This window comes from Piscibacillus salipiscarius (assembly GCF_042685285.1).
Classification (GTDB): Bacteria; Bacillota; Bacilli; order Bacillales; family Alkalibacillaceae; genus Piscibacillus; species Piscibacillus salipiscarius.
This window is the reverse complement of sequence record NZ_JBHUMZ010000051.1, coordinates 73022-90911: the sequence shown is the minus strand read 5'-3', so window position 1 is coordinate 90911 and position 17890 is coordinate 73022. Positions and strand designations below refer to the sequence as shown.

At 37.9% G+C, this 17890-nt stretch carries 20 protein-coding genes, 1 rRNA gene and 1 other annotated feature; all 21 genes read left to right on the top strand.

Features of this window, described 5'->3' with window-relative positions; translation table 11 throughout:
- A 5S ribosomal RNA gene (gene rrf / locus ACFSW4_RS14955) occupies positions 1 to 103 on the top strand; the annotation flags it as partial.
- A 234-nt stretch (positions 104 to 337) separates the two neighbouring features.
- Positions 338 to 1030, top strand: a complete 693-nt coding sequence (locus ACFSW4_RS14950; RefSeq protein WP_054753921.1) for an MgtC/SapB family protein — start codon at positions 338 to 340, stop codon at positions 1028 to 1030.
- 201 nt (positions 1031 to 1231) lie between these two features.
- Positions 1232 to 1699 (top strand): CtsR family transcriptional regulator, encoded by a 468-nt coding sequence (locus ACFSW4_RS14945; protein WP_377330261.1) that lies wholly within the window; start codon positions 1232 to 1234, stop codon positions 1697 to 1699.
- 14 nt (positions 1700 to 1713) lie between these two features.
- Positions 1714 to 2250, top strand: a complete 537-nt coding sequence (locus ACFSW4_RS14940; RefSeq protein ID WP_054753918.1) for a UvrB/UvrC motif-containing protein — start codon at positions 1714 to 1716, stop codon at positions 2248 to 2250.
- Complete coding sequence (locus ACFSW4_RS14935) at positions 2250 to 3314, top strand: protein arginine kinase (protein WP_377330259.1); 1065 nt, start codon at positions 2250 to 2252, stop codon at positions 3312 to 3314. The genes ACFSW4_RS14940 and ACFSW4_RS14935 overlap by 1 nt, the downstream gene beginning before the upstream one ends.
- Positions 3315 to 3333: 19 nt before the next feature.
- Positions 3334 to 5784, top strand: a complete 2451-nt coding sequence (clpC, locus tag ACFSW4_RS14930) for an ATP-dependent protease ATP-binding subunit ClpC (RefSeq protein ID WP_377330257.1) — start codon at positions 3334 to 3336, stop codon at positions 5782 to 5784.
- A gap of 117 nt (positions 5785 to 5901) precedes the next feature.
- Positions 5902 to 7278: a DNA repair protein RadA gene (gene radA / locus ACFSW4_RS14925; RefSeq protein ID WP_377330255.1), complete on the top strand. Its 1377-nt coding sequence runs from the start codon at positions 5902 to 5904 to the stop codon at positions 7276 to 7278.
- A gap of 194 nt (positions 7279 to 7472) precedes the next feature.
- Positions 7473 to 8564, top strand: coding sequence for a PIN/TRAM domain-containing protein (locus ACFSW4_RS14920; RefSeq protein ID WP_377330253.1), 1092 nt, complete (start codon positions 7473 to 7475; stop codon positions 8562 to 8564).
- 99 nt (positions 8565 to 8663) lie between these two features.
- Positions 8664 to 9350, top strand: coding sequence for a 2-C-methyl-D-erythritol 4-phosphate cytidylyltransferase (gene ispD / locus ACFSW4_RS14915; protein WP_377330251.1), 687 nt, complete (start codon positions 8664 to 8666; stop codon positions 9348 to 9350).
- A 13-nt stretch (positions 9351 to 9363) separates the two neighbouring features.
- On the top strand, positions 9364 to 9843 hold the full coding sequence (gene ispF / locus ACFSW4_RS14910) for a 2-C-methyl-D-erythritol 2,4-cyclodiphosphate synthase (protein WP_054753912.1): 480 nt from the start codon (positions 9364 to 9366) through the stop codon (positions 9841 to 9843).
- Positions 9844 to 9891: 48 nt separating this feature from the next.
- Complete coding sequence (gltX, locus tag ACFSW4_RS14905) at positions 9892 to 11367, top strand: glutamate--tRNA ligase (protein WP_377330249.1); 1476 nt, start codon at positions 9892 to 9894, stop codon at positions 11365 to 11367.
- Positions 11368 to 11405: 38 nt separating this feature from the next.
- Positions 11406 to 11619, top strand: a binding site (T-box leader).
- Positions 11620 to 11694: 75 nt separating this feature from the next.
- Complete coding sequence (gene cysE, locus ACFSW4_RS14900) at positions 11695 to 12378, top strand: serine O-acetyltransferase (protein WP_054753910.1); 684 nt, start codon at positions 11695 to 11697, stop codon at positions 12376 to 12378.
- Positions 12359 to 13756: a cysteine--tRNA ligase gene (cysS, locus tag ACFSW4_RS14895; protein WP_377330247.1), complete on the top strand. Its 1398-nt coding sequence runs from the start codon at positions 12359 to 12361 to the stop codon at positions 13754 to 13756. The genes cysE and cysS overlap by 20 nt, the downstream gene beginning before the upstream one ends.
- Positions 13753 to 14154: a Mini-ribonuclease 3 gene (locus ACFSW4_RS14890; RefSeq protein WP_054753908.1), complete on the top strand. Its 402-nt coding sequence runs from the start codon at positions 13753 to 13755 to the stop codon at positions 14152 to 14154. Before cysS ends, ACFSW4_RS14890 begins: the two co-directional genes overlap by 4 nt.
- A 1-nt stretch (position 14155) precedes the next feature.
- A complete protein-coding gene (rlmB, locus tag ACFSW4_RS14885; RefSeq protein WP_377330245.1) occupies positions 14156 to 14893 on the top strand; it encodes a 23S rRNA (guanosine(2251)-2'-O)-methyltransferase RlmB in 738 nt (245 codons plus the stop codon).
- A 4-nt stretch (positions 14894 to 14897) separates the two neighbouring features.
- A complete protein-coding gene (locus ACFSW4_RS14880) occupies positions 14898 to 15407 on the top strand; it encodes an NYN domain-containing protein (protein WP_377330243.1) in 510 nt (169 codons plus the stop codon).
- A gap of 79 nt (positions 15408 to 15486) precedes the next feature.
- Positions 15487 to 16137 carry an RNA polymerase sporulation sigma factor SigH gene (gene sigH, locus ACFSW4_RS14875; RefSeq protein WP_377330241.1) on the top strand — a complete coding sequence of 217 codons (651 nt, stop codon included), beginning with the start codon at positions 15487 to 15489 and terminating at the stop codon, positions 16135 to 16137.
- Between the two features lie 66 nt (positions 16138 to 16203).
- A complete protein-coding gene (rpmG, locus tag ACFSW4_RS14870; RefSeq protein WP_054753904.1) occupies positions 16204 to 16350 on the top strand; it encodes a 50S ribosomal protein L33 in 147 nt (48 codons plus the stop codon).
- A gap of 35 nt (positions 16351 to 16385) precedes the next feature.
- Entirely contained in the window at positions 16386 to 16553 is a 168-nt protein-coding gene (gene secE, locus ACFSW4_RS14865; RefSeq protein ID WP_054753902.1) for a preprotein translocase subunit SecE, read from the top strand.
- 152 nt (positions 16554 to 16705) lie between these two features.
- A complete protein-coding gene (gene nusG, locus ACFSW4_RS14860) occupies positions 16706 to 17239 on the top strand; it encodes a transcription termination/antitermination protein NusG (protein WP_377330239.1) in 534 nt (177 codons plus the stop codon).
- 142 nt (positions 17240 to 17381) lie between these two features.
- The gene (gene rplK / locus ACFSW4_RS14855; RefSeq protein ID WP_054753900.1) at positions 17382 to 17807 is read left to right on the top strand and encodes a 50S ribosomal protein L11; all 426 of its coding nucleotides are present in this window, start codon (positions 17382 to 17384) and stop codon (positions 17805 to 17807) included.
- Positions 17808 to 17890: the final 83 nt, after the last annotated feature.

Genomic DNA, 17890 nt, shown 5'->3' with positions numbered 1-17890 from the left:
GCAGAGAGGTCACACCTGTTCCCATGCCGAACACAGCAGTTAAGCTCTCTAGCGCCGATGGTAATTGGGGTGTTTCCCCTGTGAGAGTAGGACGCTGCCGGGCAACCTAAACCAAGAAGTCAAGTTACTTCTTGGTTTTTTTAATGCATTTAAAATTTTAGTCATTAAGCATAAGAATTACATTTTATATGGTATAGGGTATAAATAGATTCTATAGAATAAAAGGCCCAAAATGTCCTTGTCTATGCTAACCAATAAGTGTTTGGTATAATTATTAACATTAATCTTAAAAATCGTTCATAATATAAAAATTATATAGATAGAAAGGGAGGGTTATATGGAATATATTAATCAGTACTTAGGACATGATTTTGATGTGATGTTAGTACGCATTCTTCTAGCTACAATATTATGTGGGCTGATTGGCTTTGAAAGAGAATTAAAAAAGCACTCAGCTGGTTTTAGAACTCATATATTAGTTGGTGTTGGTTCTTGTTTAATGATGTTGTTATCTTTATATGGTTTTGAAGCTTTTATAGATCATTATGACAATATTCGTTTTGATCCTGCAAGAATTCCTTCTTATGTTATCAGCGGTATTGGTTTCTTAGGTGCAGGAACAATTATGGTGCATGGAATGACGATTAGAGGTTTAACGACAGCTGCTTCAATATGGACAGTTGCCGGGATTGGACTTGTGATAGGAGCTGGAATGTATTCTTTAGCCATACTTGTTACAACCGTCGTTCTTTTAAGTTTAATTTTCTTAAATTCTTGGGAGAAGCTTTTTACTAAAAGTAAATCTGATAATTTCATACATTTAATAGCTAGTAATGAAGTTCATATTGCTAAGGTGTTAAATATCTTTGATGAATACTCTTTAGTAATCAAACGTTTAGAAATTGAAAGTGAAAGCTCAGACCAACGAAATATTTACATTGAACTTGAGAAAAACCAAGATTTTGATAGAAACGATATATTAGATGAAGTAAGTAAGTTAGATCATGTCACTTACGTTTACGAAAAATAATGCTTTTGTGCCTTTATGGTACAAAGGCTTTTTTAGTTTGTTTAGAAATAATAGTTAAGTGGAAAAATTTATAAAGTAGAGTAAGCTTTTTAGTTTGCAACAAAATAAAATATGAGTATAATAAAAGTATAGTCAAAGATAGTCAAAGTCAAATTGTCTAATTGACTATTCTTTAACTAATGTTGATGGAGGGATGGGCGATTGCGAAACATTTCGGATATTATTGAAACCTATTTAAAAAAGGTAATTCAATCAAGCAATAGTGATGTCATTGAGATTAAGCGAAGCGAAATTGCGGATCGTTTCGAATGTGTGCCATCTCAAATAAATTATGTAATTAATACACGTTTTACTGTTGAAAAAGGGTATATCGTAGAGAGTAAACGTGGGGGTGGAGGATATATTCGCATTATGCGAATTAGGCCAAAGTCCAAATCAGAGTTACTGGATGAACTGATGTTGTTAACAGGTAATCAGTTAACCCAACAAGCAAGTCTAGACTATACCGTTCGGTTATATGAGGAGGGGTTGATCTCAGATCGCGAACAAAGGTTAATGAGTAAGATTATGCATCGCGATATATTATCAATTCCATTACCGATGCGAGATCAGTTAAGAGCTAAGATTTTTAAAGAACTTTTAATGACTTTAAAAATTCATGATATATAAGAGGAGGGTGGACAATGAAATGTCAACGCTGCCAAGAAAATGAAGCGACTGTTCATTATACCCAAGTTTTGAATGGCCAAAAGACAGAAATCCACCTATGTGAACAGTGTGCTGAACAAGAAGGTTATATGGATTTTTCTAACGACAATATGTCTATTCATCAATTATTAACAAGCATGTTTCCTTTTGATCAAAATGTAAATCAGCAACAATCTGTGAGCCCAAAACATCAACTAGCTTGCGACCGTTGTGGAACGACCTATCAACAATTTCGAAAACGGGGAAAATTTGGCTGTAGCAATTGTTATCATGCGTTCGAAGCTTACTTAAACCCGATCTTTAGAAGAGTTCATAGTGGAAACACGAAACATGTCGGAAAAATCCCAAAACGTGTTGGAGGTAATTTGCATAAACAACGAGAATTAGAACAGTTACAAGCAAAATTACAACAACTTATTAATGATGAGGCGTTTGAGGATGCCGCACAAGTTCGTGATCAAATTCGTAAATTGAAAGAAGAGCTACAAGAGAATCAGGACGGTGATGCATAATGTCATTACAAAACTTTATCAATGATGCTATCAGTCCTTGGATGAATACTGAAGGTTTAGATAATGATATCGTGTTAAGTAGTCGAATAAGGTTAGCCCGGAACTTTGAACAGGTCTCGTTCCCAACAAGTGGGGACCAAGAAGCACTATCCAAAGTTTTAGAGTATATGCAGCAGGAATTTGACCAACAATCTTATAAAGACTTTAAGCAGCTTCAATTAGTCAAGATGAAAGATTTAAAACCTGTTGAGAAAAGGGTCCTTGTTGAAAAACATTTAATTAGTCCTAGTTTAGCTGAAAAAGATGAAACAGGTGCTGCGCTTATTTCTAAGAGTGAGCAAGCATCTATTATGATTAATGAAGAAGATCATTTAAGAATTCAGTTATACTATCCGGGATTTGAGTTAAGTGAAGCGTTAAATAAAGCACAAGAATTAGATGACTGGTTTGAAGAGAAGATTCGTTTTGCATTTGATGAAAATCGTGGATATTTAACGAGTTGCCCGACTAATGCCGGTACAGGGCTCCGCGCATCTGTTATGATGCACCTTCCAGCCTTAGCGATGACAAATCAGATTAACAACTTGATTCCTGAAATTAATAAGTTAGGTTTAGTTGTTCGAGGTATTTACGGAGAAGGAAGTGAAGCTCAAGGACAGTTATATCAGATTTCTAATCAAATGACGCTAGGAAAATCTGAAGAAGATATCGTTGAAGATCTAAAAAGCGTTGTGAAGCAAGTTATTGAAAATGAAAGACGTGCTCGTGAATGGATTATGGAGCAGTTGGGTATACAGTTAGAGGATAGAATTTTTAGATCATATGGAATTTTAGCGAACAGCCGAATCATACAATCCAAAGAGGCAGCAAAATGCTTATCTGATGTTCGCTTAGGAATTGATTTAGGATTAATTAAAGATGTTTCTAAAACGATTCTCAATGAGTTAATGGTTTTAACACAACCTGCTTTCTTGCAGCAATATGCGAATAAAACATTATCACCAAATGAGCGCGATGTATTCCGTGCTAATTTAATCAGAGAAAGATTGCAATTGGAAAAATAATTAAAGGAGGTCATGTTCAATGATGTTTGGTAGATTTACTGAACGAGCACAAAAAGTATTAGCATTATCACAAGAAGAAGCCATTCGTTTAGGGCATAACAATATTGGAACAGAACACATTCTTCTTGGTTTAATAAAAGAAGGCGAAGGAATTGCGGCTAAAGCGTTGCAGTCATTAAATGTAACAGCAGATCAAATTCAGCAAGAAGTGGAACAATTAATCGGAAGAGGACAAAACACGTCTCAGACCATTCACTATACACCTCGCGCGAAGAAAGTGATCGAATTATCAATGGATGAAGCCCGTAAGCTAAGTCATTCCTATGTAGGAACTGAGCATATTTTACTTGGTTTAATACGAGAAGGAGAAGGTGTTGCAGCGCGAGTATTTAATAATTTAGGTGTAAGCTTAAATAAAGCGCGCCAACAGGTTCTACAGCTTCTAGGTAGTAATGAATCAACTTCAAGCCAACGTGGAGGTCAAAAGCAATCAAATAATGCGCACACGCCAACTTTAGACTCATTAGCAAGAGATTTAACAGTTGTTGCTCGTGATGGTGGCATTGACCCTGTCATCGGACGTAGCAAAGAAATTGAGCGTGTTATTCAAGTGTTAAGCCGCCGCCGCAAGAACAACCCCGTGTTAATTGGTGAACCTGGTGTTGGTAAGACGGCGATTGCAGAAGGATTAGCGCAACAAATTGTTAATAACGAAATTCCTGAGATTTTACGTGATAAACGTGTTATGACTTTAGATATGGGTACGGTAGTTGCTGGTACGAAATATCGTGGTGAATTTGAAGACCGCTTGAAAAAGGTAATGGAAGAAATTCGCCAGGCTCGTAACATTATTTTATTTATTGATGAACTTCACACGCTAATTGGCGCGGGTGGTGCAGAAGGTGCCATTGATGCATCAAACATTCTAAAGCCAGCGCTAGCACGTGGAGACTTACAATGTATCGGCGCTACAACGTTAGAAGAATATCGTAAATATATTGAAAAAGATGCTGCATTAGAACGTCGTTTCCAACCAATTCAAGTGGATGAACCGACGTCTGAAGAATCCGTCAGCATTTTAGAAGGTTTACGGGACCGTTATGAGGCTCACCACAGAGTGACCATTTCGAATGAAGCGATTGATGCAGCTGTGCGTTTATCTGATCGCTATATTACAGACCGTTTCTTACCAGATAAGGCAATCGATCTTATTGATGAAGCGGCATCACGTGTACGCCTTCGTAGTTATACTGCACCGCCAAATCTAAAAGAGTTAGAACAAAAACTAGAAGAAGTTAAGAAAGAAAAAGATGCAGCTGTACAAAGTCAAGAATTTGAAAAAGCAGCATCGTTACGGGATAAAGAACAAAAGCTAAAAGATGAGCTTGAAAAAACAAAAGATCAGTGGAAAGAAAAGCAAGGTCAAGAAAACTCAGAAGTCACGATTGACGATATCACACATGTCGTATCAACTTGGACTGGAGTCCCTGTTTCTAAATTGGCTAAAGATGAAACGGAACGTCTGTTAAACTTAGAAGACACATTACATGACCGTGTTATTGGTCAAGATGAAGCGGTTAAAGCTGTATCAAAAGCTATTCGCCGCGCTCGTGCTGGGCTTAAAGACCCTAAACGACCAATCGGTTCATTTATCTTCTTAGGTCCAACAGGTGTAGGTAAGACAGAGCTTGCGCGAGCTTTAGCTGGTGCTATGTTCGGTGATGAAGATGCGATGATTCGTATTGACATGTCTGAGTACATGGAAAAACATTCGACTTCACGACTAGTAGGTTCACCTCCAGGTTATGTTGGATATGATGAAGGCGGCCAGTTAACAGAAAAAGTACGTACGAAGCCTTATTCAGTGATCTTACTTGATGAGATCGAAAAGGCGCACCCTGATGTCTTTAATATTTTACTTCAAGTTCTTGAAGATGGTCGTTTAACAGATTCTAAAGGTCGTGTCGTAGACTTTAGAAATACCGTGTTAATTATGACATCAAACGTTGGTGCACATGAACTTCGTCGCCAGAAATATGTTGGTTTCACGATGGATAGTGAGCAAAAAGATTATAAAGAAATGAAATCTAAGATCATGGAAGAGCTTAAGAAAGCGTTCCGCCCGGAATTCTTAAACCGTATTGATGAAACGATTGTCTTCCACTCACTCGAAGAGAAGCATATTAAAGAAATCGTTCGTCTCATGGTTAAGCAATTACAAGATCGCTTAAGAGATAACGAAATTTCATTCACATTATCTGAAGAAGCCATTGAAAAAATAGCTGATGAGGGTATGGATCTTGAGTATGGTGCTCGTCCACTTCGCAGATCCATTCAGAAAAATGTTGAAGACTTCTTGTCAGAAGAGCTATTAAAGGGTAATGTAAAGACAGGTCAAACAGTTGAAATTGATGTGAATGACGATGGCGAATTCTATGTGTCTTCGGTAAAAGAATTAGAAACCACTTAGATTAAACTGAACGCAGCCGGTGTATTCGCCGGCTGCTTATTTTTAATTTTAGTAATTGTCCAACCAGTAAATATAATATGCAATTTACATAAATATCATCAAAGGAGAGAGAGTAGCATGGCTAAAACAAAAACAATCTTTTTTTGCCAGGAGTGCGGTTATGAGTCACCAAAATGGATGGGGAAATGCCCTGCTTGTCACCAGTGGAATACAATGGTGGAAGAGAAAATTCGTCCTAACAAAGGACAAAGCAAACATAGTTTAGGTAGTGTAAGTTCAGAGAGAAAACGCAAGCCAAGTGCGATTAATAAAATTACTTCACAGGAAGAGCAAAGAATTGAAACAAAGATGGAAGAATTTAACCGTGTGTTAGGTGGGGGAATTGTACCGGGGTCATTAGTTTTAATTGGAGGAGATCCGGGTATTGGTAAATCAACTTTGCTACTTCAAGTTTCTTCACAGTTAGCAGCAAAGTCTTTACAAGTGTTATATATTTCAGGTGAGGAATCTGAAAAACAAACTAAATTAAGAGCTGACCGTCTAAATATTAGTGAAGATGAGTTATATATTATGGCTGAGACTAATATAGATGACATAATCGATTCTGTTGAAGAAATGAATCCGTCTTTTGTTGTGATCGACTCGATTCAAACGATTTATCACGAAGGGGTAACATCAGCACCTGGTTCCGTATCTCAAGTAAGAGAGTGTACAGGAACATTGATGAAACTAGCAAAGACAAAAGGTATTCCTATTTTTATTGTCGGTCACGTCACTAAAGAGGGATCAATTGCTGGGCCGCGCCTTTTAGAGCACATGGTAGATTCGGTGTTATATTTTGAGGGTGAGCGTCATCATACGTTTAGAATCGTCCGAAGTGTTAAGAACCGTTTTGGTAGTACACATGAGATGGGGATCTTTGAAATGAAAGAAGAAGGGTTAGTTGAAGTGAGTAACCCTTCTGAGATTTTCCTTGAAGAACGCTCTCAGGGAGTTGCTGGGTCCACCGTTGTGGCTTCTATGGAGGGTACTCGCCCGATGTTAGTTGAAATTCAAGCGTTAATTTCTCCAACGCAGTTTGGTAACTCAAGACGAATGGCAACAGGTTTAGATCATAACCGCGTTCCGTTGTTAATGGCTGTATTAGAAAAGCGTGCTGGACTGCTTTTGCAGAATCAGGATGCTTATGTGAAAGTAGCGGGAGGTGTAAAATTGGATGAACCCGCTATTGATTTAGCAGTGTCTGTAAGTATTGCTTCCAGTTTCCGAGATCAACCGACAAGGCCAGAAGATGTCTTTATAGGTGAAGTTGGTTTAACCGGGGAAGTTAGGCGAGTTTCTAGAATTGATCAGCGCGTTCAAGAAGCAAGTAAGTTAGGATTTAAACGTATTATTTTACCCAATAAAAATCTAAATGGGTTTACTGCACCTAATGGAATAGAATTGGTTGGTGTTGATTCGGTTCAAGGTGCACTAAAGGCTGGCTTAGAATAAATTTTGACTAAAATATGGATATTTATAATCATTCTTATTTGTAACACAATTGACATAAAGTGATTTTGGTGTTAAACTATAAAATTATTTATTTTTGACGGTAAGGTAAGTGCGTGTTAAAATTTACTAAAGCGAATATCGAAGGTTATGGTTTAAGGTAAAATTGGTAAAGCTAGATTTAGGAGGTGAAAAAGTTGCTGAAAAGAATTTTGCAGTTATTTTTTGTAATTGCCGGCGGTACGGTTGGTTACTTATATTTCCCTGATTTATTGCAGATTTGGAACGTCGGTGAGCCCGAGTGGTTGTATCCATATGTCGGTATGACGCTAGGTGCAATTATATTTTTTATTATTTCTTATTGGCTAGTGGATTATATTGTAGACTTTTTAAAGGTGACGGAAGAGAAGCTAGTTAAAGCTCCAGTTGCAGACTTATTGTTTGGTAGTTTAGGTCTAATTGTCGGCTTGATCATAGCATTTCTAGTAAACATTTATTTACAAGATATCCGTATTACGGTTGTTGCTGAAGTGTTACCGATGTTTGTAACGATTGTTCTAGGTTACCTAGGATTTCAAGTTGGTTTTAAACGACGTAATGAATTCATTAATTTAATCAGTGTACCGAAAAGGGATCAAAAGACTAAAGAAGTTGAAGGTTTAAATGAAGCTGAGACTTCAATTAGACCTAAAATTTTAGATACGAGTGTCATTATTGATGGACGGATTGCAGATATATGTGACACAAAGTTCCTTGAAGGTACGATTATTATTCCTCATTTTGTATTAGAAGAATTACAGCACATTGCGGATTCATCTGATGTATTAAAAAGGAACAGAGGTCGTCGAGGGTTGGATATCTTAAACCGTCTTCAAAAGGATTCTTTAGTAGATGTCCAAATCTACGAAGGTGATTTTGAGGATATAAGTGAAGTGGATAGTAAACTAGTTAAATTAACCAAGATTTTAGACGGTGTTTTAGTTACGAATGACTACAATTTAAATAAAGTTTCAGAGTTTCAAAATGTTACAGTTTTAAATATTAATGACTTAGCGAATGCCGTTAAACCGATTGTATTACCTGGTGAAGAAATGGATGTTCAAGTCATTAAGGCAGGCAAGGAAGAAAAACAAGGAGTTGCCTATTTAGATGATGGGACTATGATCGTTGTAGAAGACGGTAAAAACTTTATCGGTGATACAATTGATGTCATTGTGACCAGTGTTTTACAAACATCCGCAGGCAGAATGATTTTTGCTAAGCCAAAGGCACTTGAGAAGGCGCAATAGTTCAGAGTAAAATAAAGGTTGGTACATCTTGATGTGATAAGATGATCAAGAGTATCAACCTTTCATTTTTATTATACAGTTTTTATAGGGAGAATTATCATGCCATTATATCAAGTTATTGTACTCGCAGCTGGTCAAGGACGAAGGATGAAGGCGGGTAAAAACAAGCAATTATTAGAAATCGGCGGTAAGACAATTATCGAACGAACGGTCGATGTTTTTGAATCGGATGCATGGTGTGACTCCATCTATCTAGTGGCACATCCAAGTGAACTTAAATTAATGAAGCAACTTGCTTCACAATACGATAAGGTTAAAAGTGTTATTCCAGGTGGTAAAGAGCGTCAAGATAGTGTTCGTCAAGGCGTCAATCAATTAGAGCAAAACTTAATCACGTTCATCCATGATGGGGCAAGACCTTTTATCTCTCACGATGAGTTACATCGTTTATACATTGAGACAGAGGAAAGTGACGCAGCATTTTTAGGCGTCCCCGTAACAGATACGATTAAACAAATTAAAGACGGGTATGTAGAGACGTTAAAACGTGATGAGTTAGTGGCAGCGCAAACGCCACAAGCATTTAAATATGATTTACTTAAGCGAGTCCATGATTATGCCTATGAGCACCAATTATACGCAACAGATGATGTTGCGTTATTAGAGTTTTTAAATCAATCACCATCTTATGTAGAAGGCTCTTATCAAAATTTTAAAATTACTAATCCTGAGGATATACAAAAAGCAGAAAATATGCTAAAAATAAATGGGTTAGATCATTCTTAAGGAGGCGCTTTCGGTGTTCAGAATTGGACAAGGGTTTGATGTACACCAGTTAGTAGAAGGACGTCCATGCATCATTGGTGGAGTTGAAATTCCTTATGAGAAGGGATTGCTAGGTCACTCCGATGCTGATGTGTTATTACATACAATTGCTGATGCAGCGCTTGGGGCTATTGGGGAAGGGGATATTGGCAAACATTTTCCTGATACCGATCCTAAGTTTAAAGACTTTGATTCAAAAGAGCTATTAAAAGAAGTATGGCAGAAGGTGGAAGAGCGAGGATATACACTCGGGAATATTGATTGCACTGTGATTGCTCAAGCACCTAAAATGGCTCCGCACATAGAGGAAATTAAAGAAGTGGTCGCAAGTTTATTAAACGCTGATGTATCGCAAGTTAATGTTAAAGCGACTACGACAGAGAAGTTAGGTTTTACAGGTCGTAAAGAAGGGGTTGCAGCTCAAGCAACCATATTAATACAACACAAAGAGTAATTTGTGTACAATAATAAACGATGAAAGTAAGTGGAAAGGAGCTTAACAATGGCTGAACAAAAAGTACGCGTACGTTATGCGCCAAGCCCAACAGGACATTTGCACATTGGGAATGCCAGAACAGCATTATTTAATTACTTATTTGCAAGAAGTACTAATGGTGAATTCGTGATTCGAATTGAAGATACAGACCAAAAACGAAATGTAGAAGGTGGAGACCTAAGCCAGTTAAAATACTTAAAATGGCTAGGTATTGATTGGGATGAAAGCGTAGATGTTGGTGGTAACCATGGCCCTTATCGTCAGATGGAACGTTTAGATATTTATAAAAAATATGCCCATGAGCTATTAGATCGCGGTTTAGCTTATAAATGTTATATGACAGAAGAAGAATTAGAAGCTGAACGTGAAGAGCAACGAGCAAAGGGACAAGTTCCGATGTATTCAGGTGCTCACCGTGATTTAACAGATGCACAAATTAAACAATTTGAAGATGAAGGACGCAAACCTTCTATTCGCTTTCGTGTACCTGATAATGAATCGTATACGTTTAATGATATTGTAAAAGGTGAAATTACGTTTGAATCAAGCGACTTCGGTGATTGGGTCATTATGAAAAAGGATGGTACACCAACGTATAATTTCGCAGTTGCAGTTGATGACCATCTAATGGCGATTACACATATTTTGCGTGGTGAAGATCATATTTCAAATACACCGAAACAAATGATGATCTACCGTGCATTTGATTGGGACGTGCCGACGTTTGCGCATATGACATTAATTGTAAACAACCAACGCAAAAAACTAAGTAAACGTGATGAGTCGATCATTCAGTTTATCGAACAGTATGCTGATTTAGGTTATCTACCAGAAGCGTTATTTAACTTTATTACGCTTCTAGGTTGGTCGCCAAAAGGTGAAGAAGAGTTGTTTACGAAGGATGAATTCATCGACATCTTTGACCCGGAACGTCTTTCAACATCTCCAGCTGTTTTTGATACAGGTAAATTAAAATGGATGAATAACCAGTACATTAAGTCAAGTTCTTTAGAGCGTGTGATTGACTTAGCGTTACCCCATTTGATTGAAGCGGAAAAAGTGGATGAAAACGTAAGCGGTGAAGACCGCAAGTGGGTTGAAGAATTAATCGCTTTATATAAAGATCAGCTTAATTACGGAGCTGAAATTGTGGAGTTAACAGAGCTGTTCTTTAAAGAGGAAATTGACTATGGTGTGAGCGAAATGGAAGTGCTACAACAAGAACATGTTCCTAACATGCTTAGCCATTTTCAAATTGAAGTTGGGCAAATGGAAGAATTTACCCCTGAGAATATTAAAGCGGCTATCAAGGCTACGCAAAAAACAACAGGCGTTAAAGGTAAGAAGTTATTTATGCCAATTCGTGTCGCTGTAACTGGTCAGCAGCACGGTCCTGAATTGCCGAATGCCATTCATTTATTAGGTCAACGAACAGTTATGAATCGTCTGAATAAAATCGTTGGCGAGTTAAATCATTCGTAACATATTAGGGGATTCGTATATAATAGAAATATATATAGTTTAAAGCACTGATGAGGAAAAGTAGAGATCTTTGCTTAATCACAGAGAGAGCTGCATGGCTGAGAGCAGCTTTTAAGCAAGTTTTCGAAATGCACCTCTGAGCCTTCACCCGAACATTAAGTAAGGTGAAGCGATTGGTTCTCGTTACGAACTTTAAGTGAGAGGTTTTAACACCTCTAAACAGAGTGGGACCGCGCACAAAGCGTCTCTGTCTATGTAGATAGACGGAGACGCTTTTTTATTATTAGATGAATGGTCTTGATTTAATCAGCAAGGGAGGGAATCTTAATGTTTAAGTTCCTTAAATTACTAAAAGAAGATGTTGATGTGGTGTTCGGTCAAGACCCGGCAGCTCGTAATCGCCTTGAAGTCATGTTAACGTACTCTGGTGTACACGCTGTTTGGGCACACCGCGTCGCACATGCGTTTCACAAACGTAAATTATATTTTATTGCAAGAGTCATTTCACAGTTTAGTCGATTCTTAACAGGAATCGAGATTCACCCCGGAGCCAGGATTGGCAGACGATTCTTTATAGACCACGGTATGGGAGTCGTCATAGGTGAAACGTGTGAAATTGGAGATAATTGTACGATATACCAAGGGGTCACGCTCGGAGGAACAGGTAAAGAAGGTGGTAAACGCCACCCGACACTTAAAGATAATGTATTAGTTGCAGCTGGAGCTAAAGTGTTAGGTTCAATCACATTAGGTGAATGGGCGAAGGTAGGTGCTGGTTCAGTTGTGCTAAAGGATGTCCCGGATAATTCTACTGTCGTTGGAATCCCAGGGCAAGTCGTTGTGCAAAATGGTGTAAGAGTTAAAAAAGAACGAAAAGACCTGAATCACCATAAGCTGCCGGATCCAGTTGCGGAAAAATGCGACATGCTAGAAGCTCGAATTGCTCAGCTTCAAAAAGAATTAAGTGATGTGAGAGGAGTGTCAAAAGAAGATGACGATCAAGCTCTATAATACACTGACAAGGCAAAAAGAGACGTTTAAAACGATCGAGGAAAACAAGGTAAAAATGTACGTGTGTGGGCCGACCGTCTATAACTACATTCATGTTGGAAATGCACGTCCAGCGATTGTATTTGATACAGTAAGACGTTTTTTAGAATATAGCGGATACGAAGTTGAATATGTTCTTAACTTTACAGATGTGGACGATAAATTAATTAAAGCAGCAAATGAATTGAATGAAGAAGTGCCAGACATTGCAGACCGATTTATTAAAGCTTATAAAGAAGATGTATCTAAATTAAACGTCAAAGAAGCAGTGCATCATCCGAGGGTAACCGAGACGATGGATGATATTATTTCATTTATTGAAGAGCTCATTGAAAAGGATTTTGCTTATGAAGCGGACGGAGATGTTTACTTCCGAACAAGGTCCTTTGATGAGTACGGAAAGTTATCTCATCAATCAATTGATGAACTCCGCTCTGGTGCTAGAATTCAAGTCGGCGAGAAAAAAGATGATCCATTAGATTTCACATTATGGAAAGAAGCAAAGACAGGTGAAATTTCATGGGAAAGTCCATGGGGAAAAGGTCGACCTGGTTGGCATATAGAGTGCTCAGCTATGGCGCGCAAGTACTTAGGTGAGACGATCGATATTCATGCTGGTGGTCAAGATTTAGCATTTCCACATCATGAAAATGAAATTGCACAATCAGAATGCCATAATGATACAACGTTTGCGAACTACTGGATGCATAATGGTTATATTCAGATTGATAATGAAAAGATGTCTAAATCACTGGGGAACTTTATTCTTGTTCATGATTTAGTAGAAAAACATGACCCTAATGTTGTAAGGTTCTTTATGCTTAGTGTCCATTACCGAAACCCAATTAATTTCAGTGATGAATTGTTAGCAGAAGCAAAGAATAGTTTTAATCGTATAAAAACGGCCTATCAAAACTTAGCCCATCGTAAAACCGCGAGCTTAAACTTAACTGATGATAACTCAGTATGGCAATCCAAATTAGATGAATTAAAACAACGTTTTATGAATGAAATGAATGATGATTTTAATACAGCAAATGCCATTTCTGTACTGTTTGAGTTAGCAAAAGAGGCTAATATCTATATTCAGCAAGATCAAACGTCTACGACTATTATTGATGCATTTACAGATCTATTTGATGAATTAACGACGGTTCTTGGCATTTCTCTAGAAGAAATCGAGCTATTAGATAGCGATATAGAGGCGCTAATTGAAGAACGAATTCAAGCTAGGAAAGATCGTGATTTTGCTAGAGCAGACAAAATTCGTGATGAATTAAAAGATAAAGGAATTATTCTTGAAGACACTCCACAGGGAACGAGATGGAAACGATCATGACCAGCACACATGATGTTAAACAGATGAAGAGCTTAGCTTTAGCGTATATGGGAGATGCCGTGTATGAGCAGTATGTTCGTGAATACTTGATTAGGCAAGGAGAAGTGAAGCCGCAAGTGTTACATGAACATGCCGTGTCGTTTGTTTCTGCTGATGCTCAGGCTTATGTGCTTAAAGGCTGGCTTGATGAGGCTTTATTATCAGATGAGGAACAAGGTGTTGTTAGACGAGGCAGAAATGCTAAGTCTAACACTCCTAAAAGTACGGATGGACAAACTTACCGATTGAGTACAGCGTTTGAAGCATTAGTTGGGTATTTGTATTTAAAAGAAGATGATGAGCGATTAGGTTATCTCGTCACTCAAGCGATACAAGATTTAGAAGAAAGGAGAGCTTAGTATGAATGAAGAATGGATTATGGGGAAAAACCCGGTCATCGAAGCGTTGAAATCAGGAAGACCTATTAATAAAATTTTAATGCTAGAATCCATGGAAGGTCGTGTGCAATCTCAAATTGTCAAATCGGCAAAACAGCAGGGTGTACTAGTACAAAAAGTTCCAAAACACAAATTAGACCAAATTGCTGAACATCACCAAGGAGTAGTGGCTTCAGTTGCGGCTTATGAATATGCTGAGATTGACGATTTATTAGAAAATGCCAGAAAAAAAGATGAAGCTCCTTTTTTAATCTTGTTAGATGAATTAGAAGACCCTAGAAACTTAGGATCTATTATGAGAACTGCTGATGCTGTTGGAGCGCACGGTATTGTAATCCCTAAGCGTAGATCTGTTCAGTTAACCCAAACAGTGGCTAAGGCATCAACTGGTGCTATTGAATATATTCCAGTAGCTAGAGTTACGAACATGAACCAAACGATTGAACGACTTAAAGAAGAAGGAATATGGGTAGTTGGGACAGATGCAAAAGGAAAACAGGATTTTCGTGAGTTAGATTATGATTTGCCATTAGCGGTTGTAGTTGGTAGCGAAGGAAAGGGGATTAGCCGTCTGGTACTTAAAAACTGCGACTGGTTAGTGCGCTTACCTATGAAAGGTCATGTCACATCTTTAAATGCATCTGTATCGGCTAGTTTGTTGATGTATGAAGTTTATAGAAATCGTTTTCCGCTAGGGTGATACCATGATTGTTCTAGTGGTTGACGGTTATAACATGATTGGTGACTGGCCTGAGTTAAAAGTTTTAAAAGAATTTCAACTAGAAGAAGCAAGAAATAGGCTAATTGAAATGTTAGCGGAGTATCAAGCCTACACTGGATATCGCGTCATTGTCGTTTTCGATGCATATGGTGTAAAAGGGACAGAGAAAAAGAGAAAAGAACACCGTCTTGACGTGATATTTACAAAAGAGAACGAAACAGCTGATGAACGGATTGAAAAACTAGTTAATGAAGTTAAAAACGTTCAGACGAAAGTGTATGTTGCAACTTCTGATTTTGCTGAACAATGGACGATTTTCTCTAAAGGGGCACTTAGGAAATCCGCCAGAGAACTGTTATTAGAAGTTAGAGAAATTCATTCTGAGATTCAAGAAAGTGTAGAAGAGCATTTGACGCTGCAACCTAAATCTAAAATTCCTCTCAGTGAAGATGTACTTAAATACTTTGAGAAATGGCGACGCGGTGGTAAATAGTAAAATAGTAGTTGACTGAAAATTCACAATTCCTGTATAATGACTGTATATTGTAGTGTTCAGCTCTGGGGGGATCTGTGTGGTCATCAATGAAGAGACGAAGAATCAAATAGATTGGACGGATTTAGATGACGAGGAAGTCGTTGAGTTTGTCCATGAAGGAAATGTACAAGCACTTGATTACTTAATAAACAAATACCGAAGTTTTGTAAGGGCTAAAGCGCGTACATATTTTTTAATTGGTGCAGACCGTGAGGATATTGTGCAAGAGGGCATGATTGGTCTGTATAAAGCCATTCGTGATTTTCAGTCTGAAAAATTATCATCGTTTAAAGCCTTTGCTGAACTCTGTGTGACTAGGCAAATTATTACGGCAATTAAAACAGCCACAAGGCAAAAGCATATTCCTTTGAATTCTTATGTCTCATTGGACAAGCCTATTTATGATGAAGAATCAGATCGAACCTTGTTAGATGTCATTGCTGAGCATGATACGTCAGATCCTGAGAAACTATTAGTTAATCGCGAGAAGTTCGTCGACATGGAAGATAAAATGGAAGAGTTGCTAAGCGAATTAGAAAGAGAAGTTTTACACTTATATTTAGATGGACAATCTTATCAGGAGATTTCATTACAGTTAAATCGTCATGTTAAGTCCATTGATAATGCCCTTCAACGCGTGAAACGTAAACTTGAGCGCCACTTATCCGTTAGCGAGCTCACCTATTAAATGCCATTGACACCCCATTTTGAACATGGTACATTAAACAAAGTGATAAAAAGGAAGAGGATTGTCATGCGAAAGAAAGTTGTGCTAGCATGCACGGTGTGTAATGGTAGAAACTATACTACAGATAAAAAACAACAAAGTGCAGAACGTATTGAAGTTAAAAAGTATTGCAAGAGATGCGGCGAGCATACATTGCATCGTGAAACAAAATAGATCAATTGCTCAGGTGTTTAAGAGGGGGACATGCAGTGTTTAAATTCTTAAAAGATGTAAACCGAGAAATGCAGAAGGTTAGTTGGCCTAAAAGCAATGAGTTATCAAAATATACGGTCATCGTTCTTCTTACAGTCTTATTTGTAGCTGTTTTCTTTACGGTTGTAGATTTAGGAATTTCTCAAGTACTAGAAATGTTGTAATGATTAAATTGATTATATAAAATGTATTTGTGATATAATGAATGAAGAGACAAAACCCGCGTTTAGTCGGGTTTTTTAATTTACCTAAAATTCGGCTATACCTGCTTTGTATAATCGATTAGATGAGGAGGGAAGGTTTTAAACCTAATATTATGGAGAAAAATTGGTATGTGGTTCATACTTACTCTGGTTATGAAAACAGAGTAAAACTTAACCTTGAAAAACGAATTGAGACGATGGGGATGGAAGATAAAATTTTCAGAGTCATCGTTCCTGAAGAGGAAGAAACAGAAGTTAAAAACGGCAAACGTAAAACAGCGATGAAAAAAGTATTCCCCGGCTATGTCCTAACGGAGATGGTTATGACGGATGATTCTTGGTTTGTTGTACGTAACACACCTGGTGTGACTGGGTTTGTCGGGTCTACTGGTTCTGGTGCGAAGCCAACACCACTTCTGCCTGATGAAGCGGACCGAGTCTTGAAACGTATGGGTGTTAAAGATGAAGTGAAAGATTTTGAGTTTGATCTAAAAGAATCCGTGCGTGTAACGGATGGGCCGTTTGCTAACTTTACTGGTACCATTGAAAACATTGATATGGATAAACAGAAGGTAAAGGTTCATGTTAATATGTTTGGAAGAGAAACTCCGGTAGAATTAGACTTCACCCAAATAGAAAAATTATAGGATAACCCTTGCCAACATCAATCAATATATGCTAGAATTTTTATGTTTCTTATGGTCTGAATAAGATACATGCATAGAAATATTGAGTGGGAGGGGAATGAACCCCATTTACCACATCACGGACTTTAAGGAGGTGTGTCTCGTGGCTAAAAAAGTAATTAATGTTGTTAAACTTCAAATTCCTGCTGGTAAAGCGAACCCAGCGCCACCAGTTGGTCCTGCATTAGGTCAAGCTGGAATCAACATCATGGGATTCTGTAAAGAGTTTAACGCAAAAACACAAGATCAAGCAGGTACAATTATTCCGGTTGAAATTTCGGTTTATGAAGACCGTTCATTTACATTCGTAACGAAAACCCCACCTGCTGCTGTGTTACTTAAGAAAGCAGCTGGTATTGAATCAGGTTCAGGTGAGCCTAACCGTAACAAAGTTGCAACGATTAAACGCGATCAAGTTCGCGAAATCGCTGAAACTAAAATGCCTGATTTAAACGCTGCTGATGTTGATGCAGCAATGCGCATGGTAGAAGGTACTGCGCGCAGCATGGGTATTGTCGTAGAAGACTAATCCCGTATTGAGATATGGCGGAAAGGGGTTGCGAAGTAATTCGCAACCTTTATTACGCTTATTTTTAGTATAACTTTGAAAGT